Source organism: Ruegeria sp. YKSE079 (genome assembly GCF_059612845.1).
Map to the genome: position 1 here is coordinate 43,517 of NZ_JBXWRJ010000015.1, position 21,256 is coordinate 64,772.

Sequence of the window (21,256 nt, forward strand, 5' to 3'; positions counted from 1 at the left end):
ATCTCGAAACACGAATACCCGACAGTTTGTTGTCGCAAGTCCGGCTGGCGGTGATTCATGAGGATTTCGGCGGCTTGAAAGAGGTCGCAAAATGCGTTGCAGCGGTTTTGTCTATCAACCCGCGGTTTTCGGCCAGAAAGTTTGCGGCGCTGACTCCGTTCAAGATTGAAGCGTTGGGCGAGGCGTTTCGGTCTTCGATGTTGAAAGCCGGATTGCCGGACTAGCGCTTTAGGTTAAGCGTTCCGTTAGCAAAGCTCATCTGCGAAAAGCGTTGAAGATAATCCATGCCCAGAAGCGACTGGTCCATGTCTCCCTCGTTCACCCATGCCGAAAGGCCGGTGTCGGAGAAGGGACCGAGAGCGATACTGTCCAGACGCACGGGTGCGGTGCGAACCTGTCCGTTGGCGGTCATGGCGCGGCCGAAATAGTTCAGCCCGTCCAGGTCAATTCCGACCCGTTCGGCATCGCGGTGGCTGAGCACCACTTGGCTGGCGCCTGTATCGACAAGGAAGGTAACCGGTTTGCCGTTGATCAGAAGTTGAAGGTAGTAATGCCCGTCAGTGGCGCGCGGCACTTCGATGGCATTGTCCGAGACGACCATCTGCGGGGCGGGGCTGATGGTGGTGCGGACATCTTCCCACAGGCCCACGGCGGCAATAACGCCAACAAAGATCAACACCCAGGCGGTGGCCTGTTGCATGGTGCGGCTGAGGTTTTCGCGGTTGTGGGTGATGAACCACATCAGCACCGCCGATCCCAGCAGGACCAGATAGATCACGCGTGCGATGTTGTCGCCGTCCATGAAGCTCCCCTTTCTTGCCTGTCTCAGATATGGGGACTCAGGCGGCGAAACCAAAGGCCTTGAGGCCATCGAGAATGAACTGTACCGAAAGCGCGGCTAGCAACATGCCCAGAAGGCGGGTCACTACGTTCAGGCCGGTCTTGCCGAGCAATCGGCCCAGCGTGCCCGACGACAGATAAAGCAAAAAGACGAAAGCAAGTACCGACAGCATGACGGCAATGACCACGGCCAGCCCTTCGATCCCTGGTTGCTGGCCTGCGAGCAAGATCATGGTGGCAATCGAACCGGGACCGGCAATAAGGGGGATGCCCAAGGGAAAGACCGACGGGTCATGGTGTTCCTCGGCCTCGGCGCGGTCCTCGCGACGCTTGGTGCGGCGTTCGAACAGCATGTCGAGTGCGGTCAGAAACAATAGCACACCGCCCGCAACGCGGAAGGCGGGCATGGAGATGCCGACAAAGCCCAGAACCGCCTCTCCGAAGGCCGCGAACACGGCGAGGATGGCAGCGGCGGTCAGACAGGCGCGGACGGCGATACCGCGCCGAGTAGCCGCATCCATGCCCTGCGTCAGCGCCATGAAGATCGGGGTCTGCCCAGGTGGGTCGATCACAACGAAAAGTGTGGTGAAAGCAGTGACAAGAAAGGCTGTGTCGATCATTCCTTGGCGTCCTTCTGCAAGCGTGTCAGGATGTCGAGCGCCTGTAGGGCCTGTTCCGACGGCACATAGACGTGGTCGTGGTGATAGCCCGCGACCATATTGGCGGGAATGCCTTCCCTCGCCAGCGCGCTGGAGACGGCAGCGGTCAGCCCGACGCCGTCCAGCGCGGAATACACCTGCAATGTGATGCAGCGCATGGGCAGGGCGGCATCAGGGGCGTCGGCAAGGGGCACGATGAGCGACAGCCCCTCGTCCTCGGAATAGCTGGCCACGGTTCCTGCAGGCCTCTCGATGTCTTGGGGCCAAACAACAAAGGCGAACTCGCCGTCGCGCAGCACCGGCTGCATGCCTGAGATCATGGCGGTGGCGTCCTTGACGGGGTCACTCATGCCTTGGCCTCAGCCGCCTCGAGCCGCTCGGTGGCGGCGACCCACAGCGCCTCGGCGCGCTGCATGGCTTCGCTCACCTCGGCGAATTTGCGATTCCAGGTTTCCAGATCGGACACCTTGTCGCTTTGGTAAAGATCAGGATCAGCCAGCTTGGTGGAAAGCTTATCGTACATATCGGTCAGCTTCTCGATCCGTTCTTCGCATTTGCGCAGATCGGCGCGTAGGGCAAGGATGGCATCGCGCGAAGGACGTTTGGGTTTGGGCGCTTGCGGCGTTTCTTTGGTTTCAGGCTTGTCCCGGGTCAGCAACAGGTCGCGATACGCCTCCAGATCGCCTTCGAAAGGTTTAACGGCGCCGTCAGAGACCAGCCATAACCGGTCGGCCACAACGCTGAGCAAGTGCATGTCGTGGCTGACGAGGATCACCGCGCCGGAATAGGTGGTCAGCGCTTCGACCAGCGCCTCGCGGCTTTCGATGTCGAGGTGGTTGGTGGGTTCGTCGAGGATCAGCATGTGTGGCGCGTCGATGGTGGCGAGCAGCAGCGACAGACGTGCCTTTTGGCCGCCCGACAGCCGCCCGACCTCGGTTTCCGCTTGAGCCGCGCCAAGGCCGAAGCCGGCCAGTCTCGAACGGTGCTTCGCAGGGGCCTCGTCGGGGCGCAGGCGGCGCAGGTGGTCGAGAGGGGTTTCGTCGACACGCAACTCGTCGACCTGATGCTGGGCGAAATAGCCGATGCGCAGTTTTGAACTGCGGGTCATCCTGCCCGCCATCAGCGGTAGCCTGTCAGACAGCAGTTTCGAAAGTGTCGACTTGCCCTGACCGTTCTTGCCCAGAAGCGCGATGCGGTCGTCCTGATCGATGCGCAGGTTGAGGCGTTTCAGCACGGGCGTTTCGCCATAGCCGGTCATGCCGCCTTCCAGTTGGATAATCGGCGGGGCCATTTCCTCGGGTTCGGGAAATGTGAAGGCACGCAGGGCGGCCTCTTGCGGCGAGGTGATGGGCTGCATCTTTGCCAAAGCCTTGAGGCGTGATTGCGCCTGCTTTGCCTTGTCGGCCTTGTAGCGGAAGCGATCGACGTAAGATTGCAGATGGGCGCGTCGGGCTTCCTGCTTTTTGGCCATGGCGTTGGCCTGCGCCAGGTTTTCGGCACGCTGTCGGGCGAACTGGTCATAGGGACCTTGATAAAGCGTCAGCTTGCGGTCTTCGAGATGCAGGATTGCACCGACCGTCCGGTTCAACAGACCGCGGTCGTGGCTGATGATGATGACGGTATGGGGGTATTTCGCCAGATAGCTTTCCAGCCACAATGCGCCTTCGAGGTCTAGGTAGTTTGTCGGTTCGTCCAGCAGCAGCAGATCGGGTTGCGAGAACAACACCGCCGCCAAGGCCACGCGCATGCGCCAGCCGCCCGAGAAGTCGGAACAGGGTTTGAGCTGTTCCTCATCGTCGAAGCCCAGACCCTTGAGGATCGAGGCGGCGCGCGCCTCGGCGCTCCACGCGTCGATGTCGGCCAGGCGGGTCTGGATCTCGGCGATGCGGGTCGGGTCGGCCGCGGTATCGGCTTCGCTCATCAGGGCCGTTCGTTCGGCATCAGCGGCGAGAACCGTATTGATCAGCGAGACGTGTGAGGCAGGGGCCTCTTGCGCAACGCCGCCAATGCGGGCGCGGCGGGGCAGGGCGATGGCGCCAGATTCCAGTGCCAATTCACCCTGAATGAGACGAAAAAGCGTGGTTTTTCCTGTGCCGTTGCGGCCCACCAGGCCAACCTTGTGGCCGGTCGGAATAGTGGCGCAGGCGCCTTCGAACAAGGGGCGGCCTTCGACAGCGTACATGATGTTTTCTATCCTCAACATGGGCCGCTCTTAACAGAGTGGTGCAGCCGCTGCCAGCGGCTTGAGATGGTCAGGGAACGCAAGCTGTGACAACCCGCAAAGGGTTGCATCCTTTCGGATTCTGTTCATTCGTCCTGCTTCCGGCCCACCGCATATCCTGACGTTGATCCTTGCTACGACACTGGCGGTTCTGACGCTGAACACGTTCCTACCGTCGCTGGCCCATATCGGCGCCGATTTCAGTGCCAATTATGCGGTCGTGAACCTGTCTATTTCGGGTTATCTGATCGCCACCGCCGTTCTGCAACTGATCATGGGGCCGCTATCTGATCGTTATGGTCGGCGGCCTGTGCTGCTGGTTTCGATGGTGATCTTCGTGGCTGCTTCGGTCGGGTGCGTTATGGCGCAGTCAATTTGGGTGTTTCTGGGATTTCGATTGTTGCAAGGGGCGGTGATTGCGGGGCAGGTGCTGTCGGGGGCCGCGATCTGAGATATGTTCCCGCCGAGGGAAGCGGCCAGCAAGCTGGGCTATGTTTCCGTGGCGATGGCGCTTGCGCCGATGCTGGGGCCAATGCTGGGCGGGGTGCTGGAGATGGTGATCGGCTGGCGTGCCGGGTTCGTTTTGTATGCAATCCTTGGGTTCGCCATGCTGGTGCTGCTGCGGGCTGACATGGGAGAGACGAATATCGAGCGCTCGGCCACGTTTGGCCAGCAGATGCGGCAGCATCCACAGCTTTTCACAGCCCGCCAGTTCTGGGGCTACAGTTTGTGCGCAGCGATTTCTGTAGGGGGTTTTTATGCCTTCATCACCTGTGCGCCGCTGGTGGCGGCGGCGTGGTTTGATTTGAGTCCGGCGATGCTTGGAATAGGGATCGGGGTGATCACCATGGGCTTCATGGTCGGCAACTTCATCACCGGCAGGATTGCCGCGCGCAGTGATCTGGCAGGTCTGATCGTGTCGGGGCGGTTATTGCCAGCGCTGGACCGTTACTGGGGTTGTTCATATTTGTAATCGGGCAAGGGAGTGTTTGGGTGTTCTTTGCCGCTGCCGTACTGGTGGCTTTGGCAATGGGTTGATGCTGGCCAATGCCAATGCCGGGCTTATGTCGGTGCGGTCGCATCTGGTGTGTAGTGCTTCGGGCCTGTCAGGTGCGATGACTGTTGCGTTGGGGGCCTTGCTGACAACGGTGACAGGTGTGGTTGTCACGACTCAAAATACCCCGTTTGCGGTTCTAGGGATGATGTTCGGGTCGAGTTTTCTTGGCTTGCTGTCGGCGCTGTACGTACGCTGGGTGAACCAGCGCGATCCGTTGCCCGATTTCTGAAAAGGCTGGCTGAAAACGATCAGTTCAGATGTGCGGCCAGTTCCTCGAACGGGAAGGATTCAAATCCGACCAGCAGGTTGTCGCCTTCTTCGCTGAAGGCAAAGACGTGGATTTCGTCATGGCGCATGGTGGCACGGCAAAAGACGCCGTCCTTGGCGAGTGTCTTGGGGCATTGTTCAAGGTCGGCATGCGCGACGGCGGTTTCAAACAGGGCGTAAGTCAAGGGAAATGCATCGTTATCCGCAAGGGCGGGAACAGCGGTAAGGCACAGAGCGGCGATTGGACCAAGTTTCATGTTAGTTCCTCTTTGAGAATCGTGAGTTATTTCACAATTTGATATCTGACTATAATAGTCGGAAATTGAAACCCTTAAATCGAAACCGCGTCAAAGCTGTGTATTCCCCCCTTTATCCTTTACCAAGCCCATGTTATCGGGGCGACAATTCACAACAGGCCGGGCCGGATGCCCGGCTTTTCATCACAGGAGCACCCCCATGGCACTGGAACGCACGTTCTCGATCATCAAACCCGACGCAACCCGACGCAACCTCACTGGCAAGATCAACGCCAAGTTCGAGGAAGCGGGCCTGCGCATCGTTGCGCAAAAGCGCATCCACATGACTAAGGAACAGGCCGGCAAGTTCTATGAAGTGCACGCCGAGCGTCCGTTCTATGACGAACTTTGCGAATTCATGTCATCTGCTCCGGTTGTTGTTCAGGTTCTGGAAGGAGAAGGCGCCATTGCAAAGAACCGCGAAGTGATGGGCGCCACCAACCCCGCAGACGCAGCGCCGGGCACCATCCGCGCCGAGTTTGCTGAATCGGTTGGCGAAAATTCAGTCCACGGGTCGGATGCGCCGGAAACCGCAGCCGTCGAAATCGCCTATTTCTTCTCCGGCATCGAACTGGTCGGCTAATCCGCTGACGGATTGGAAGGAATTGGGCCGTGTCCTGAAAAGGGCGCGGCCTTTTCTGTTTGAAGGTGTTTGACTGGCTTCAGATCGGACGGTGAGATGCGCACACCAACTGCGTCCAACTCTGAAACGAGTTTCGAAGCAGAACTCGGTTTTGCGGCCGCCTTGATGGCATCGAACCGGTGTCGCAGCGCCGCTTTCTCGTCACCTTTGCAGTCGTTCCAAGGGCGACCTTGCAGGCCCATGACCAGAACGTAATACCCGATGAAATGAGGCCGCGTGCCTGTCTGGATGAGCCGGGTATAGGCCTCGTCAGCGCCCAGATCACGCAGGTCTTGCGCCGAACGGATACCCGCGCGAGCACAGGCCTGTTCATAAGCCGGGCCGAGGTTTCGGATCGAGGATACGGGATCGGTCATGGCTCTTTCTAGCGTTGAGTGGCGGCAGTGTCATCAGGGGACAAGCCGCTTGTGAGAGGTCTCGACCTGAGATACCCAAATGTTTGGGGACGCGCGTGTGAATTCGGTAGGGGAGACCGGCATGAACGCATTGGACATTGCTTGGGCAGCACAGCGATTGGATTTGACTCATCCGCCGGAGGGGTTTGTGGACAATCCGTTTCCCTTTTATGACGCGCTCTTGGCCAACGCCCCGGTATTGCCCCAACCGGACGGGTCGGTGTTGCTGAGCCGCCATGCGGATCTGGATCGGATCTATCGTGATACGATTCTGTATTCCTCGGACAAGAAGGCGATGTTTGGGCCGAAATTCGGAGTCGGCTCTCCTCTGTTCGAACATCACACAACATCGCTGGTGTTTTCCGACCCGCCGCTGCACACGCGGGTGCGCAAGATCATGACATCGGCACTGACACCGCGCGCAATTGCCAAGATGGAGCCGGGACTGATCGAGACGGTTGATCACCTGCTTGGCGCAATGGAAGGCAAGGTGCAGGTCGATCTGATCGAGGATTTCGCCTCGACCATACCGATCCAGATCATCGGCAACTTGCTCGACGTGCCGATGGGGGAACGTGCGCCGCTGCGCGATTGGTCACTGGTCATTCTTGGTGCTCTGGAACCTACGCTGACCGAGGATCAACTGGTTCGGGGTCATAGGGCAGTCGAAGAATTCAAGAGCTATCTCGAAGACCTGGTGGCGCGTCGCCGCGCCAAGCCAGGCGATCCGGAAACCGACGTGCTGACCCGACTGATCCGGGGTGAGGGTGGCGGCGAGAAGCTGAGCGAAATCGAGCTTTTGCAAAACTGCATCTTTATACTGAATGCCGGGCATGAGACCACCACTAATTTGATCGGCAACGGGCTAGCCCTTTTGAATGACAATCCGGATCAGAAAGTGCGCCTGTTGGATGACCCCGAGCTGATTGCTCCGGCAGTCGAGGAAATCCTTCGATTCCGCTCGCCCAACCAGTTGGGAAATCGGGAGACTACAGCCGTAGTTGAACTGGATGGGCTGGTTCTGCCGAAAGGGACCAATCTGCACCTTTGTATCGGGGCGGCAAACCGTGACCCCGCGGTATTCGATGACCCGACCCGGTTCGACATCGCGCGCAAGCCCAACAGGCATCTGGCGTTTGCTGGTGGTCCGCATATCTGTGTCGGGCTGACACTGGCCCGGATGGAAGGGCGGATCGCCATTGGCCGGTTGCTGCAACGTTATCCGAACTTTCACCTGCTGGATGGGCGGGTGCGCGGCGGGCGCATCCGGTTTCGCGGCTACGCTTCGCTGCCTGCGGCCATGAGTTAGGGCATCAGTCGTCGCCTTTGTAGTAACCGATCACGTCGTTGTCGGTAGTGCAGCCAAGCCCGTTCAGCAAACGGTTGGAATAGTTGAAATAGGCGCAGACCTGATTGACTTCGAGAATCTCTTCGTCGGTCGCACCCGCAATCTTGAGCGCTTCGAAATCCGACTTCACCATCTTACCGACTTCGGCAGTCAGTTTACCCGCATAGCGCAACAGTGCCAGTTCCTTGCCTTCAAACTCGTCCTCGGGGCGATGCGCCTTGAGCGCCAGAAATATCCGGTCGCTGCGGGGCTGGTCGCGCAAGAGGTTGCGGACGTTCATGAAATGATGGGTTAGTGAATAGGTGCAGTCATTTATGATCGAGGTGTACGAGGCCACCACCTCGAGGAACCAGAATGGTAGGGAGTTGTCGTCGGAATGCAGAACTGATCGATAGAGGGTGACGTGACCGTTCATCGTTTCAGGTCGCAATGAATGCACCCGCATGACTGTGTCGACCGTTCCATGTGGTGTGCGGGACTTGTCCAGCAAGTCCTTGAGGCGACCGGTTGCCTCGTCATCGTCAATCATTCGTATCCATGCGCTCATCTGTTGTTCCTCGCTTTTTGAGATATCTTAGAACATTGCAGTCTGGATGCTTAGGAAATAAATGTACTGGCGGTAAAATTTTGGGATGGGAATGCCGAGCAATCCCAGTAATGTTGTCGGGGTATTCAACTCTGGATTGGGGTTAGCGATGGATAGCGATCTTCAGATCGGTGCAGACAACCTGCTGCGGACCTGTGCAGGTCTTTCCGCGGGCAAGCGTTTGTTGGTTCTGCATGAAGACCGGGAAGAGGAATATTACGACACCGCCATCCTTGATGCAGTTTCGCGCCGGGCGCGTGAATTGGGCATTGAGGCCGAACTTGAACAGGTGCCGCTGTGCCCCGACGGGGCCGAGCCGGACGATGCACTGATTGACCGGATGCGGCGGGCGGACCGGGTGTTGTTTCTGGCTCGATATGGCGACCAGATCAGGTTCAATGCCGATATGGTGGGGATCAACCCGATCATGTGCTATGCCCTGGATGCGGGAATGCTCGGCTCGGGCTTTGGTCAGGGAAATTATCATGGGTTTGTAGCGCTCAAGAATGCCATCAATGCGATGATGGCGGTTGCAGATGATATCCGCGTGACTTGTCCGTTGGGCACGGATTTTGGTGGGGCCGGAGCCAATTATCCCACCTCCGGTGCGGATGTAACCGTGACCCGGTTCCCAATGTCGGTGTTCGCGCCGATCCCGGCAGGCAACTTCAGCGGCAAGGTGGTGCAGAATGGTTTCCTCGTTGGCACGGGGTCGCGGTTCTACGAACCCTATGCCTGCCAGTTGGAATCACCGGTGGCGTTTTGCATCGATCAGGGGAGACTAACCGGGCTGGAGGGCGCGGAAACGGATGTTTGCGCCGCGCGTCAGCATTATGAGCGGGTCGGGGCGCGATTCGGGATCGATCCATGGTTTGTTCATTCATGGCACGCGGGATTGCATCCCGGCTGTAGCTACAACCGGCCTGTTGCTGCGAATTTTGAGCGTTGGAGCGGTGCGGCATTCGGAAATCCACGCTTGCTGCACATTCACACCTGCGGCGCTTATGCCCCTGGTGAAATCTCGCTGAACGTCCTGGACCCAACGATATGGGTCGATGGCGTGGCAGTGTGGAAGGACGGGCGTCTGGACGCGACCAGAATCCGCGGCGGCAAGGACATTTTGGACCTTTATCCCGATATCGCCGAACTATTTTCCAACCCGTCGCGTCAGGTCGGTCAAAGCCCCGAAGAAGCCCTTTCGGGATTTTGGACCTGAGTTCCCCCCTCAACCCGACAAATTCGTAAAGGTGTCGTAAGCCTTGAGTGCCTTGGCGGAGTAGGCCAGCGACGGCCCGCCGCCCATATAGGTTGCCATGGCCAGCGCCTCGCACATCTCTTCGCGGGTTAGGCCAAGTCGAACAAGTGACCGGACATGAAAGCCGATGCAGCTGTCGCAGCGAGTGGCAATAGCGATGCCAAGCGCCATGATTTCTTTGGTCTTTTCATCCAGAGCGCCGCTTTTCTTGGCAGCGGTTCCCATAGTGCCGAACCCCTTCATCGTGTCCGGCACTTCCTTGGCATAGGTGCCGATATCGCCTTCGATCTCGGCCATGAATTCGTTCCAGTTCATCTCGGTCTCCTCAGCTGCGCTCGTCCGATCCCATGCGCCGCTCCAGCCAGCGTACCCCTGCGCTGATGATCAGGACCAGCACCAGATACTCGAAGATTAGCAATGTGTAGATTTCCAGGGGTCGGTATTCGGTGACCACCAGTTCGTTTGCCCTCCGGGTCAGTTCCTGCATGCCGATGACGCTGGCAAAAGCGCTCATCTTGACGATGTAGATGAATTGGTTAGCCAGCGGCGGCAGGATGCGCCTGATGGCCTGTGGGAGGATCACATAACGCATTGTCTGGGCATAGTTCAGGCCGATGGTCTGGGCCGCTTCGCTTTGACCCTTGGGGATCGACTGGATGCCTGCACGGTAGATTTCAGCTGTGAAAGCACTGTCAGAGATCGCCAGGGTGATGATCGCCCCCCAGAACGGGTCGATCGGGATGTTCATACCCATCGACTGGAATACGATTGGCAGCCCGTAGAAGACCCAGAACAGCATCGGTAGCAACGGAATCGAGCGGATGAACTCGACATAGATCCGGTTGATCATGCGGACGGGCCATCGGTTCGATAGCCCCGGCAGGGCGATCAGCAGTCCCAACACGATGGAAATCACCGCGGCAATGAGTGAGATCAGGATGGTATCGCCCATGCCTGAGATCAGGAACCTGACGTTGGTCCATCCGGATGCGGTTCGCGGGTCGATCACGTACCAGCCCCAGGTGGAAGAACTGGAGCATCCGGAAAGCAACAGGAAGGGTGCCAAAATAACAATGTATTTCTTCATAGCGCGGCCCATTCTTAATGTTGCAATATCTGGCTGAGGAACTTTTGGCAGCGTTCGGATCGCGGATTGCCAAAGAAATCCTCGGGCGGGCCTTGTTCGACGATTTCGCCGGCATCCATGAACACCATGTTGTCGGCGACGCGGCGGGCAAATCCCATCTCATGAGTGACCACGACCATCGTCATGCCCTCACCCGCAAGCTGTTCCATCACGTCGAGCACCTCGGAAATCATCTCGGGGTCGAGTGCTGAGGTGGGTTCGTCAAACAATAGCACCTTGGGGCCCATGCACAGGGAACGGGCGATTGCCACGCGTTGTTGTTGTCCACCCGAAAGCTGGTTGGGCTTTTTGAGCGCCTGATCGGGAATGTGCACGCGTTCAAGATAATGGCGGGCACGCTCTTCGGCCTCTTTCCGGCTCAGCCCACGCGCCTTAATGGGGCCAAGAGTGAGGTTCTCAAGAACAGTCAGATGTGGGAACAGGTTAAATTGTTGAAATACCATGCCGACTTCTGACCGGATCGCGGCCACGGATTTGGGATCGTTGGTCAGCTCGATTCCATCGACGCGGATGGTGCCTTTCTGGTGCTCTTCTAAACGATTGATACATCTGACGACAGTGCTCTTGCCCGACCCAGAAGGGCCGCAGATCACCACTTTGTGACCAGCCTTCACCGAAAGGTCGATATTTCGCAGGACGTGAAACGTGCCATACCATTTGTTGACGCCAATAAGCTCGATTGCGGTTTCCGGCACAGTCTTCTCCCTTGGAGCATTTCCTGAAAGGAAATTTTTTTCTTGAGAATAAGAGTTATCTTTGCCTTAAATCAAGCGACAATCAGGTTATCATAAACAGAACATATAGCCACCAACGGGAGACCAAGATGAAACAGGTGTTCAAGGCAGCCGCGATTGCGATGATGGGGCTGGCGTTTGCCGGAGCCGCCCAGGCGCAGTCAGCACTCAACGAAATTCTCGATGGCGGCGTCCTCAAAGTCGGAACGACGGGTGACTGGAATCCGATGACGCTGCGCGACCCGGCGACCAACAGTTACAAGGGGTTCGATATCGACGTGATGACCGAACTTGCCAACGATCTCGGTGTTGAGGTCGAATATGTGCCGACCGATTGGAAAACGCTGGTCAACGGGGTTGTCGCGGGCAAATACCACATCACCGGTTCGGCTTCGATTTCGCCTCCGAGGATGAAGGTGGCAGGGTTCTCGGAAAGTTACATTTCGGTTGAGCTTTATCCCTATACCACCAAAGACAAGGCCGATCGGTTCGATGGCTATGATTCCATCAACCAACCGGGTGTGACAGTGGCCACGACACTGGGCACGACCTTTGAAAAGAACGCCCGCGAATGGTTCCCGAATGCCGAGATCAAGGTTGTCGAAGCGCCTGCGCGAGGGTTTCAGGAGGTGATTGCTGGGCGGGCCGACGTGTTCATTACCTCAAACATCGAAGGAGCGACTCTGGAGGAAAAATTTCCTGTCGTGCGCGTGACTGGTGCCGAAGCCAGATCTCCATCGCCTATTGCGATGCTGTTGCCGCAGGACGATCAGGTCTGGATCAACTACATGAACAACTGGGTCAAGGTAAAGCAGGCGCAGGGTTTCTTTGACGCCACCAGCGCGAAATGGGGGCTTTGAGAGTTCTCGGAGTTGGAGCAATCGCGAGGTCGCGCAGCTATGCGCGGCCTCATGGCATTTCAGAGATCGTTTGTTCCAGCCTTGGCGATGATTGCAATGAACCTGACCCTGCCTGTGGGAAGACCATCCGTTTGATGCGCACTTTTTCCCTCGAAGGACAGGCTGTCGCCGGGGTGCATGTGATAGTTTTGCTCGCCGCAGCGAAAGATCACTTCGCCCTCCAAGACATGCATAAACTCGATGCCCTGATGCAGATAGATGGGTCGCATTGCCAGAGGTTGCTCGAGTGTGATGTCGAAGCATTCAAAGCTGACGTGTCCGTCGTCTGCCCGGCCAATTAGCTTGTATGTGTGGCCAAAGTCACGGTCCAAGCGTTGCATATCGATGCCCTCGCCTGCGCGAACAAAGGAGACGTCCGTCCGTTCGACTGTTTCTGCAAAGAAGTTGATCAGCGGCACATCTATGGCAGTTGCCAAGGCTTCTAGCGTGGAGAGGGAAGCAGATACCTGACCGCGTTCGATCTTTGAAATCATCGCGGTCGATACGTTGGCCCGCTCGGACAAAGCCGCAAGAGTCAACCTCGCAAGTGAGCGATGGTATTTGACCGCGGTGCCGATTTTCTGGTCAAGTGTCGAGCCAACGGCGGGCTGTGGGGCTGAATCTTCCATGCTGCGAACCTAATACCATCAATCAATCACCGAAATAGCGGAGAATCAGGCAAATGCAACTCACTGACATGACGTGGCGCGACGTCGAGGCTCGGATTGGGCAGGGAAGCTGGGTGCTGTTGCCGGTGGGTTCTACTGAGCAGCACGGCCCAATGGGGCGGATTGGAACAGATACGATCTGTGCCAAAGCAGTGGCTGATCGGGTGGCAAAGCTATGCAATACTATCGTCGCGCCTGAGCTTGCCTATACGCCTGCGCCGTTCAACACGGCGTTTCCGGGAACGGTTTCAGTATCGGAGCCAGTGTTCGAAGCTTTGGCCGGTGAAGTCATCGGCGGGCTTTTGAGCCAAGGGTTCAAGGGCGTGTTTGTGGTCAACGGTCATGGAGCCAATCTGACGCCGCTGCGTCGAATCGCAGGTCGAATGAGGTCAATGGAAATCATGAGTTGGTGGGAGGCGCCCAAAGCGGATTCCTTGCGCAAATCGCTGTACGGCGACTGGGAAGGAATGCATGCAACGCCATCCGAGATCGCAATCACGCAGGCTTTGCTTGGGGTGTTGCCGGTCGGCGATGCCGCCGAACCGCCCGTTGGGCTGTCGCGCGAGTATATTGCAGCGCATGCCGGTGACCGCCACGGACCGCCAGATGAACATCGCGCGATGTTCCCGGATGGCCGTGTGGGTTCGCATTCGGCTTTGGCCACTCCCGAAGACGGAGCACGGCTTTTGGAACTGGCAGCTCATGGGGTTGCAGAACGGTTCAGGGCGTTTTGCCAGTCGGACCCGAAAGCCTCGGGGGTGCCAGCGTCAGGATGGTCCTGAGGCCGGGAGCTGCGTTTTCCGCCAAAAACGTTCCTCCATGCATGCGGGCAATCGCTGCAACCAGTGCCAGTCCCAGCCCCGAATTGCCTTCGCTGCGCGCTGGATCAAGTGTCACGAAGGGCTGCGCCAGTCGGGAAATATCCGTTTCGGGAACGCCCGGCCCCTGATCCGCGACGCTGAGAAAAGGCTGATCGTCTGCCAGTCCCACTACAACCTTGATTGTGGACCCCTTTGGAGCGTAGCGCAGAGCATTTTCCACAAGGTTTGAGAGGGCTTGTGACAGTAAGGGGCGGTGGCCTTGAAATCGCGTTGTATCGCCCGAAGTGGCAAATGAAATATCCTGATCTGCGGCAAGGGGCTCGTAGAGTTCCAGAACGTCTTGCGCCAGTTGTTTCAGGTCCAGTTCTTCGAACTGATCCCGGCCCAGCCCGGCCTCGGCACGCGAGATTTCGGTGAGTTGCGCAAAGACCCTCAGCAGGTGATCGACCTCAGACAGCGCTCGGATCGCGTCGGTTTCCCGGTCCAGCGTCGAACGGTCGGGATCAGACAAACCTTCGACTCGCTGACGCAGGCGCGACAGCGGGGAGCGCAGGTCATGGGCGATGGAATTCGAGGTGGTGCGCAGGTTGCTGATCAGTTCTTCGATCCGATCCAGCATTTCGTTCAGTGTTCCGGCCATCTGGTCGAATTCATCGCCCGTCCCGCGCAGCGGAATGCGACGGGTAAGGTCGCCGGACACGATGTTGTCGGCGGTTCGGGCGATGTCCTTGAGGCGCGAAAATACCAGACGCGTCAGCAACCAGCCGGTGAGAAGGCTTAGCGCAAACGCTGCGGTCAGCGCCAGTATGAACGAGCGCAGCAATACGCGGTCAAACTGTTGTCGGGCCGAGGCATCGCGCCCAACCAACAGGCGGTCGCCACCGGGCAGGCGGATCGAGGCGGCAGAAATCGGGACAGTTTCGCGGGATTCAGCTCGGATGAGATCGAGTTCGACCCAGCCACTGCCCGGTTCGATCCCCGGCGGCCAGGTGCGCATGTTTCCCGCCAACACCTTGCCGCTTGCATCGGTTAACAGGTACAAGGCGTCCCGCTCGGCTGCATTGACGAGGCGACGGTTGATGGTGGTTATGAGGCCAATCATGCCCAGCCGCTCGAATTCGTCGGACAGGCCTGTCAGTTCGGCAGTTACGACTGAGCGGGTCTCGCTGGCGATGGTTCGGTTGGCTGTCACATAGACCAAGGCTAGCACGGCTGCGGTCAGTAGCGTGCTGAGCAACATGCTGGCCAGCATCAGCCGTGCCCGAGAGTTCCTGAGCAGAACTAAAGGCTTAGCCATCGGAAACCATGTATCCGGCACCGCGCACGGTTTCGATCATGGGAAGCGCATCGCCTTCGTCGAGCTGCCTGCGTAGTTTGGATATGTGCACATCGACGACGTTTGTGTTGGGGTCAAAGTGATAGTCCCAGACACCTTCGAGTAGCATGGTTCGCGAAACTACCCGGTTCTTGCGGCGCAGGAAAAATTCGAGGATCTGGAATTCGCGCGGCGTCAGGGTGATGTCGCGGCCCGATCGGGTGACGCGGCGGGTCAGAAGATCCATTTCCAGGTCGCGGCAGCTGAGAGTCGAGTTTTCCTCGGTATCCTGCGGCCGGCGCAGCAGCGCTTCGATCCGGGCGTGCAATTCCTGAAACGAGAAGGGTTTGACCAGATAGTCGTCGGCTCCGGAGCGCAGGCCCTTGACGCGCTCATCGACCGCGCTCATGGCCGTGAGCATCAGTACCGGTGTTTTAAGACCCGCTGCGCGGACGGATTTGATCAGCGACAGCCCGTCTAGACCTGGTAACATCCGATCGAGAATGATCGCATCAAAGCCGCCGTCGGTGGCGTGATAGAGACCTTCGCGCCCATCTGCTGCGATTTCGATGGTGAAGCCTTCTTCGGAAAACCCCTTGGCAATGAAATCGCGGGTATCGGGATCATCTTCGACGATAAGAATGCGTCGGCTCATGCTCTGAATTCCTTTTTCTTTGGTATACATCCCGATTTTCGGAAATGCACGCGCCGGACGCGGTCACCCGCGCCCGGCGGACCGGCGGCTGGGGGACAATCCGGAACCGCCGGTGGATGCGCGCGCAGGAACTCCCCGGTGGCCACGCGCGCGTGGGCTTCGGTCAGGCGATTTTGATCGCGACGAAGATCTGGTTGCCCTTGCGATTGATCAGCATCAGGGCAGGATCGGTCTTTTCGCTTTTCAGTGCGCCCTTCAGCGCTTGGGGTGTATCGGTTTTTTGGCTGCCAAGTTTGACGATGACGTCACCGCGTTGCAGCCCGGCTTTGGCGGCAGGGCTGTTGGGCACCAGCGATAGAACGACGACGCCGTTCACGTCCTCGCTGATGCCGATTTCGGTCCGAGCGGTTTCAGTCAGTGGCGTCACGGACACGCCCAGTGCGGTTTCAGAGATCGTGTCTTCGGTTTGCTCCATGTCTGCAGAAGCCATTTCATGCGTGCCGATCCTGACAGTAATCTCTAGTTTTTTGCCTCCTCGCAGAATCCCGATCCTGCTGTTCTCGCCAATCTCGGAAGCACCAACCAGACGCGGCAGGTCGCTGCTTGAGGACACGGCTTGTCCGTCATAAGACAGGATAACGTCTCCGGGTTCCAGCGATCCATCCGCGGGGCTTTTGGCGGTGACGTCCGAAACAAGCGCGCCGGTCGCTTCATCCAAGCCCATTGCGGCGGCGATATCCGGGCTGACATTCTGGATCGACACGCCCAACCAGCCGCGATCGACTTCACCGTCGTCCATGAGATCGGCTGCAATGTCCCCGACGATGTTCGAGGTCACCGCAAAACCAAGCCCGACGGAACCACCCGTAGGTGAATATATGGCCGAATTCACGCCAACAACTTCACCCTCCATGTTGAAGAGAGGGCCGCCGGAATTGCCTTTGTTAATGGCCGCGTCAGTTTGGATAAACTCCGCATAAGGGCCTTCTGACAGGTTACGGCCCTTGGCCGAAACGATGCCGGTCGTCACTGTGGAACTCAACCCGAACGGATTACCAATGGCGACAACATCTTCGCCGACACGGATCGCATTGCTGTCGCCCAGTGTCACGGCAGAAAGTGGTTCGCCTGCGTCGATCTTCAGCAGAGCGATGTCGGTCAGGGGGTCGGTTCCTATGACTTCGGCCTCGAATGAACGTTGGTCGCTCAGGCGCACGGTGACAGTGTCGGCCCCTTCGACAACGTGGTTGTTGGTGATGATATATCCGTCTTTGTCCAGAACAAACCCTGATCCAAGGCCTTGTTGTGGGCCTTGCCGAGGCGATTTGAACTGTTCGGGCATGCCGAACTGGCGGAAGAATTCGCCAAATGGATGGCCCTTGAGATCAGAGTTATCGATGCCGGCAGGTGAAGGTTTGGCTTCCTGCTCGGCCAGAATTGTTACGACAGAGGGTGACACCTCTTCGATCAGGTTGGCCAGGTTTTCGTCCGCCATGGCAGGCAGGGCTGTGGTGGCCATGAGGGTGGCTCCCAGTGCCGATGCTCCGAGCCAGTGGAAGTTCGATGGGATAAGGCGGGGTGTTTTTCGAATGCTCATAGAGGTCTCCTGTGATCGGACCCGGTTTGTCACCGGGCTTGAACAAAGGAATGGCATGGCAAACTGAGGCGTTCATTTCCCCTGAATTAAGATTTGTTCATGGTTTCGGAGAGCGTACAAGGCACCTGTATTGCAGGTGCTTCCGTCCGCGAATGCGCCAATATTGCTCGGATAACGAATCAGCTAACCATTTCCGACAATCACATTGTGTCAAAATTGTGTCATTGTTCACGATCGGCAGGATAATGCCAAGCATTTTGTGGATTGAAGGTGCTGAGAATATTCAAGCCAAGCAAACGGGATGAAGAAGTAACGTTCTATTAGAGGTTGAAGGGCATTGCTGCGAAGTTCAAGGCTTTTGTACCGATATCATTGGCGACACTTATAAAACACATTTTTTTATTCAGGAAATTGTATCCATTTTTGTGCAGAGTATTGTGAGAGTTCAATCAATGGTGGAAAAGATTAGGGAAAATGGGGAGTTCCCAATGCCTCAGGAGCTTCAAAATATGTTGTTCGCGGCAAGATTTTCGTTGTTTGAAGCGCTCTGATGCGTAAGCATGAATTTGCCTAGATGAGGGGAACTGTCGACGCAAAGCGCGTTTGGGAGTTTGGAGTTCTGATACTGGGAGCGCACGTCGCCAATGTTAACGAGGGGGTCTTGTGTCGGTTGGCGGTGACGGAAGCAGAATCTGCGGCGTTGTCAGAAATGGGAAAACGAGTGGAAATCATTCTTTAGGCAAGTGACCCGGTCGACATGGCCGGGTCACTTTTTTGTTCCAGTGTTCTTGGCCATCCAGTCTGACCAGTCGCCGGGGGTGTCCAGATCAAAGCGGGCTCGGATGCCCGGCAAAGGAACAAGATGAACTCGGTCAGAATGCCTACGAACCACAGGTGAAGCTCCGTCGTCACCGGTGAGGGAACTCAGCTCCGGCCAGAGTGAGCGGTGGAAAATCACCGGATGACCGGGTTCACCTGTCTGTGTTGCACCGCGCCAGATCAGGTTGCCGGGATAGTCATCAACCGCGCGCATAACCTGCTCCAGATTTTTACGGGTCAGATCCGGCAGATCAGCGAGGAGCACCATTGCTGCGGGCGCGCCTGAAGGTAAGGCGGCCAAGGCGCGGCGCAGACTTGCATTCATTCCTTCATGTGCATCGGGAACACTAACCGCCCGCGCCGGTAATCCCCGCAAAGTTGCATGGCGCGGATGCGGTTCGGGGGGGAGCGCGACGATGACCGGACCAGCAGTCATCGCAATCTGTGCGCTGCGGCGCAACAGCGGGCAACCGTCGATCTCGCGCATTAGCTTATCTTCGCCGCCCATGCGGCTGGATTGACCGGCGGCCAGAAGGATGATGGGTATATTGTTCACCCCACCAATTCTACCTGGTATTTGGGGATTGTCACCCACGCATCCGCGCGCCTTCCGCGTCAAACAGTGGGGTCATGATCACGCACGCCTTGCGCATTTCTCCCAGGATTTCGATCTTTACTTCCAACCTCTCGGTTATGCGGTCAACGGGCAAGAAACCCTGCGCAATGGATTTTTGGGAGTAATGCGAATATCCACCCGAAGTACAGAAACCGACAACCTCGCCATCCAGCCAGATTGGTTCATAAGCATTGACGTCTGCGTCGTCGGCATCAACCTCAAACGCCACCAGTTTTCGCGCAATACCCGCGTTGCGTTCCGCCTCGGCGGCTGCGCGACCGATGAAATCGGCATTCTTTCTGAACGAGATGAACCTGTCCAGCCCGGTTTCTGCGGCGGTGTAATCAGGGGAAAATTCGGCCATCCATGAGCCAAAGAACTTGTCCAAGCGCAGACTCATCATCGCGCGCATTCCAAAAGGTGTCATGCCGAGCGGCTCGCCCGCCTGCCACAGCGACCACCAGAGCTGTCGCTGGGCCATCGGATCGCAATAGATCTCGTACCCCAAATCGCCGGTATAGCTGACGCGCTGAACGATGCAGTCGGTCATGCCGACGGTCATTCGACGTACTTCCATGAAACGCATGTCGTTAATGTCGATCCGGGTGCAAGCGGTCAAAACCTCACGCGCCTTGGGGCCCGCAATCTGGAATCCATTCCGTTTGTCGCTGATATTCTCGATAGTTACTCCACTCTGTGCATGTTGTAAGAACCAGCGCATGTGGAAGGCCTGACTGCCATAGGAGGCAGTGAGTTGGAACTCGTTGTCGCTTAGGCAGGAAACCGTGAAATCGCCGATCAACTTGCCCTTGGGGGACAACATGGGGGTCAGACTCAGGCGTCCGGGTTGCGGAATGCGGCCCGCCATAATCCGGTCCAGCCATGTCCGCGCGCCTGCACCCTTGATCAGGTATTTGCCAAAATTGTGGACCTCGTTGATGCCTACGCCCTCGCGCACGCCTCGCACCTCGCGTCCCGTGGCCTCGAACGCGTCCGAGCGTCGAAAGGACGGAGTTTCATATCCCGGCTCGTCGCCTTGAGCGAAGTAATTCACCACCTCAAGCCCGTATTGCTGCCCCCAGACCGCGCCCATGTCGCTGAAGATGTCATACATCGGAGTGGTGCGATTGGGTCGCGCGGCGGGCAGTTCCTCGTTCGGATAGGCGACCGAGAAGCGTTTCTGGTAGTTCTCGATCACTTTGGGCCGCGTATAGCCCGGGCTGATCCAGTCACCGAAGCGGGCAACATCCATGGCCATAACGTCGCGCTCGGGCTCGCCCTCTATCATCCACTGCGCCAGTGTAAGGCCGACACCGCCGCCCTGGCTGAATCCGGCCATGACGCCGCAAGCCGACCAGTAGTTGCGCACACCAGGAACCGGACCGACCAAAGGGTTGCCGTCGGGCGCAAAGGTGAATGGGCCGTGGATCACCGATTTCACGCCGGCCTCGGCGAGTACCGGGAAACGGCGGTAGGCAAATTCGATCGCGTCGGTGATCTTGTCGAAATCGTCAGGCAGCAGTTCATGCCCGAACTCCCAAGGGGTGCCATCTACTGCCCAGGGCTTGCAGGGCTGTTCGTAAAATCCGATGCACAACCCGCGCCCCTCTTGCCGAAGATAGCTTTCGCCGGCGGGGTCCATAACATGCGGATGCTCGCCGCCCGCGTCGATGATCGCCTCGATCTGGGGGATGGTGTCGGTGACCAGATACTGATGCTCCATCGGGTGCAGCGGGAAATAGATGCCCGCCATCGCACCCACCTCGCGCGCCCAGAGGCCGCCCGCATTGACCAAATGCTCGGCATGGATGGTGCCCTTGTCGGTGACCACGTCCCAGGTGCCGTCCGAACGCTGGTTGGTCTCGCGCACCATGCAATGGGTCTCGATGGTGGCACCGCCCATGCGCGCGGCCTTGGCATAGGCATGGGTGGTGCCGGATGGGTCGAGATGACCGTCGAGCGGATCGTAGAGCGCGCCGATGATGCCGTCGGTATTGGCGATGGGGGCAATCTTCCTGATCTCTTCCGGTCCGATGATTTCGGTTTCAAGCCCCATGAACCGGTGTTTGGCGCGCTCTGCCAGCAACATGTCGAACCGGTCGCGATTGTCCGCCAGCGTGATGCCGCCCACATGGTGCAACCCACAGGACATGCCTGTGATCTCTTCCAGTTCCTTGTACAACCGAATCGTATAGCCCTGCAGCGCCGCCATGTTGGTGTCACCGTTCAACGTATGAAACCCGCCGGCTGCGTGCCAGGTGGACCCGGACGTCAGTTCGGAGCGTTCAAGCAGCATCACATCCGACCAGCCCAGCTTGGTAAGATGATACAGAACGGAACATCCGATGACACCGCCGCCAATCACGGCCACCTGACATGTGGTTTTCATTTGGAACTCCCTAATTGTGGCCCGACTGT

General features: G+C 57.9%; 22 protein-coding genes and 2 pseudogenes. 8 read left to right on the forward strand and 16 right to left on the reverse strand.

The window, feature by feature from the left end; translation table 11 throughout:
- The first annotated feature begins 29 nt into the window (after positions 1-29).
- On the forward strand, positions 30-224 hold the full coding sequence (locus tag AC2FMY_RS14640) for a hypothetical protein (protein ID WP_496807635.1): 195 nt from the start codon (positions 30-32) through the stop codon (positions 222-224).
- Here AC2FMY_RS14640 and AC2FMY_RS14645 read toward each other — a convergent pair.
- The 4 genes from AC2FMY_RS14645 to AC2FMY_RS14660 are packed head-to-tail and all read right to left on the reverse strand — an operon-like array spanning position 221 to position 3,702.
- Positions 221-802 carry a retropepsin-like aspartic protease family protein gene (locus AC2FMY_RS14645; RefSeq protein ID WP_480750526.1) on the reverse strand — a complete coding sequence of 194 codons (582 nt, stop codon included), beginning with the start codon at positions 800-802 and terminating at the stop codon, positions 221-223. The two genes, AC2FMY_RS14640 and AC2FMY_RS14645, sit on opposite strands and share 4 nt — an antisense overlap.
- 37 nt (positions 803-839) lie before the next feature.
- The gene (locus AC2FMY_RS14650) at positions 840-1,460 is read right to left on the reverse strand and encodes a MarC family protein (RefSeq protein WP_480750527.1); all 621 of its coding nucleotides are present in this window, start codon (positions 1,458-1,460) and stop codon (positions 840-842) included.
- Positions 1,457-1,849 (reverse strand): ACT domain-containing protein, encoded by a 393-nt coding sequence (locus tag AC2FMY_RS14655; RefSeq protein ID WP_480750528.1) that lies wholly within the window; start codon positions 1,847-1,849, stop codon positions 1,457-1,459. The genes AC2FMY_RS14650 and AC2FMY_RS14655 overlap by 4 nt, the downstream gene beginning before the upstream one ends.
- On the reverse strand, positions 1,846-3,702 hold the full coding sequence (locus tag AC2FMY_RS14660; RefSeq protein WP_496807636.1) for an ABC-F family ATP-binding cassette domain-containing protein: 1,857 nt from the start codon (positions 3,700-3,702) through the stop codon (positions 1,846-1,848). The genes AC2FMY_RS14655 and AC2FMY_RS14660 overlap by 4 nt, the downstream gene beginning before the upstream one ends.
- 142 nt (positions 3,703-3,844) lie before the next feature.
- On the opposite strand from AC2FMY_RS14660, the pseudogene AC2FMY_RS14665 reads away from it, so the two are divergent.
- Both AC2FMY_RS14665 and AC2FMY_RS14670 read left to right on the forward strand, forming a co-directional pair.
- Positions 3,845-4,693: pseudogene (locus tag AC2FMY_RS14665) on the forward strand (MFS transporter).
- A 64-nt stretch (positions 4,694-4,757) separates the two neighbouring features.
- Positions 4,758-5,006 (forward strand): hypothetical protein, encoded by a 249-nt coding sequence (locus AC2FMY_RS14670; RefSeq protein WP_496744374.1) that lies wholly within the window; start codon positions 4,758-4,760, stop codon positions 5,004-5,006.
- A gap of 19 nt (positions 5,007-5,025) precedes the next feature.
- Here the strand turns inward: AC2FMY_RS14670 and AC2FMY_RS14675 are convergent, their stop codons facing one another.
- The gene (locus AC2FMY_RS14675) at positions 5,026-5,301 is read right to left on the reverse strand and encodes a hypothetical protein (protein WP_496807637.1); all 276 of its coding nucleotides are present in this window, start codon (positions 5,299-5,301) and stop codon (positions 5,026-5,028) included.
- Positions 5,302-5,500: 199 nt separating this feature from the next.
- On the opposite strand from AC2FMY_RS14675, the gene ndk reads away from it, so the two are divergent.
- Positions 5,501-5,923 carry a nucleoside-diphosphate kinase gene (gene ndk / locus AC2FMY_RS14680; protein WP_068334875.1) on the forward strand — a complete coding sequence of 141 codons (423 nt, stop codon included), beginning with the start codon at positions 5,501-5,503 and terminating at the stop codon, positions 5,921-5,923.
- Between the two features lie 77 nt (positions 5,924-6,000).
- Here the strand turns inward: ndk and AC2FMY_RS14685 are convergent.
- A pseudogene (locus AC2FMY_RS14685) lies at positions 6,001-6,339 on the reverse strand (TfoX/Sxy family protein); the annotation flags it as partial.
- 121 nt (positions 6,340-6,460) lie between these two features.
- Between AC2FMY_RS14685 and AC2FMY_RS14690 the strand changes: the two are divergent.
- Positions 6,461-7,687, forward strand: coding sequence for a cytochrome P450 (locus tag AC2FMY_RS14690; protein WP_496807638.1), 1,227 nt, complete (start codon positions 6,461-6,463; stop codon positions 7,685-7,687).
- Positions 7,688-7,691: 4 nt separating this feature from the next.
- Here AC2FMY_RS14690 and AC2FMY_RS14695 read toward each other — a convergent pair whose 3' ends face one another.
- On the reverse strand, positions 7,692-8,273 hold the full coding sequence (locus AC2FMY_RS14695; RefSeq protein WP_496744368.1) for a peroxidase-related enzyme: 582 nt from the start codon (positions 8,271-8,273) through the stop codon (positions 7,692-7,694).
- A gap of 148 nt (positions 8,274-8,421) precedes the next feature.
- Between AC2FMY_RS14695 and AC2FMY_RS14700 the strand changes: the two genes are divergently transcribed.
- Positions 8,422-9,528: a hypothetical protein gene (locus tag AC2FMY_RS14700; RefSeq protein ID WP_480750532.1), complete on the forward strand. Its 1,107-nt coding sequence runs from the start codon at positions 8,422-8,424 to the stop codon at positions 9,526-9,528.
- 9 nt (positions 9,529-9,537) lie between these two features.
- Here the strand turns inward: AC2FMY_RS14700 and AC2FMY_RS14705 are convergent, their stop codons facing one another.
- The 3 genes from AC2FMY_RS14705 to AC2FMY_RS14715 are packed head-to-tail and all read right to left on the reverse strand — an operon-like array spanning position 9,538 to position 11,409.
- Positions 9,538-9,882 (reverse strand): carboxymuconolactone decarboxylase family protein, encoded by a 345-nt coding sequence (locus AC2FMY_RS14705; RefSeq protein WP_480750533.1) that lies wholly within the window; start codon positions 9,880-9,882, stop codon positions 9,538-9,540.
- Positions 9,883-9,892: 10 nt separating this feature from the next.
- Complete coding sequence (locus AC2FMY_RS14710) at positions 9,893-10,654, reverse strand: amino acid ABC transporter permease (RefSeq protein WP_480750534.1); 762 nt, start codon at positions 10,652-10,654, stop codon at positions 9,893-9,895.
- A gap of 14 nt (positions 10,655-10,668) precedes the next feature.
- Positions 10,669-11,409: an amino acid ABC transporter ATP-binding protein gene (locus AC2FMY_RS14715; protein ID WP_480750535.1), complete on the reverse strand. Its 741-nt coding sequence runs from the start codon at positions 11,407-11,409 to the stop codon at positions 10,669-10,671.
- Positions 11,410-11,537: 128 nt separating this feature from the next.
- Between AC2FMY_RS14715 and AC2FMY_RS14720 the strand changes: the two genes are divergently transcribed.
- Entirely contained in the window at positions 11,538-12,308 is a 771-nt protein-coding gene (locus AC2FMY_RS14720) for a transporter substrate-binding domain-containing protein (RefSeq protein WP_480750536.1), read from the forward strand.
- Between the two features lie 59 nt (positions 12,309-12,367).
- Here the strand turns inward: AC2FMY_RS14720 and AC2FMY_RS14725 are convergent, their stop codons facing one another.
- The gene (locus AC2FMY_RS14725; protein ID WP_480750537.1) at positions 12,368-12,976 is read right to left on the reverse strand and encodes a helix-turn-helix domain-containing protein; all 609 of its coding nucleotides are present in this window, start codon (positions 12,974-12,976) and stop codon (positions 12,368-12,370) included.
- A 53-nt stretch (positions 12,977-13,029) separates the two neighbouring features.
- Here AC2FMY_RS14725 and AC2FMY_RS14730 point away from each other — a divergent pair, with 53 nt between their 5' ends.
- A complete protein-coding gene (locus tag AC2FMY_RS14730; protein ID WP_496744365.1) occupies positions 13,030-13,797 on the forward strand; it encodes a creatininase family protein in 768 nt (255 codons plus the stop codon).
- Here AC2FMY_RS14730 and AC2FMY_RS14735 read toward each other — a convergent pair.
- The 5 genes from AC2FMY_RS14735 to AC2FMY_RS14755 form a co-directional block, all read right to left on the reverse strand.
- Positions 13,736-15,133, reverse strand: a complete 1,398-nt coding sequence (locus AC2FMY_RS14735; protein ID WP_496744363.1) for a sensor histidine kinase — start codon at positions 15,131-15,133, stop codon at positions 13,736-13,738. The genes AC2FMY_RS14730 and AC2FMY_RS14735 overlap by 62 nt on opposite strands.
- Positions 15,126-15,806 carry a response regulator transcription factor gene (locus AC2FMY_RS14740; protein ID WP_496807639.1) on the reverse strand — a complete coding sequence of 227 codons (681 nt, stop codon included), beginning with the start codon at positions 15,804-15,806 and terminating at the stop codon, positions 15,126-15,128. Before AC2FMY_RS14740 ends, AC2FMY_RS14735 begins: the two co-directional genes overlap by 8 nt.
- A 163-nt stretch (positions 15,807-15,969) precedes the next feature.
- Positions 15,970-17,403 (reverse strand): Do family serine endopeptidase, encoded by a 1,434-nt coding sequence (locus AC2FMY_RS14745; protein ID WP_496807640.1) that lies wholly within the window; start codon positions 17,401-17,403, stop codon positions 15,970-15,972.
- 766 nt (positions 17,404-18,169) lie between these two features.
- Positions 18,170-18,778, reverse strand: coding sequence for a nucleotidyltransferase family protein (locus tag AC2FMY_RS14750; RefSeq protein ID WP_496746522.1), 609 nt, complete (start codon positions 18,776-18,778; stop codon positions 18,170-18,172).
- 31 nt (positions 18,779-18,809) lie between these two features.
- The gene (locus AC2FMY_RS14755; protein ID WP_496746524.1) at positions 18,810-21,227 is read right to left on the reverse strand and encodes a GcvT family protein; all 2,418 of its coding nucleotides are present in this window, start codon (positions 21,225-21,227) and stop codon (positions 18,810-18,812) included.
- Between the last annotated feature and the right edge of the window lie 29 nt (positions 21,228-21,256).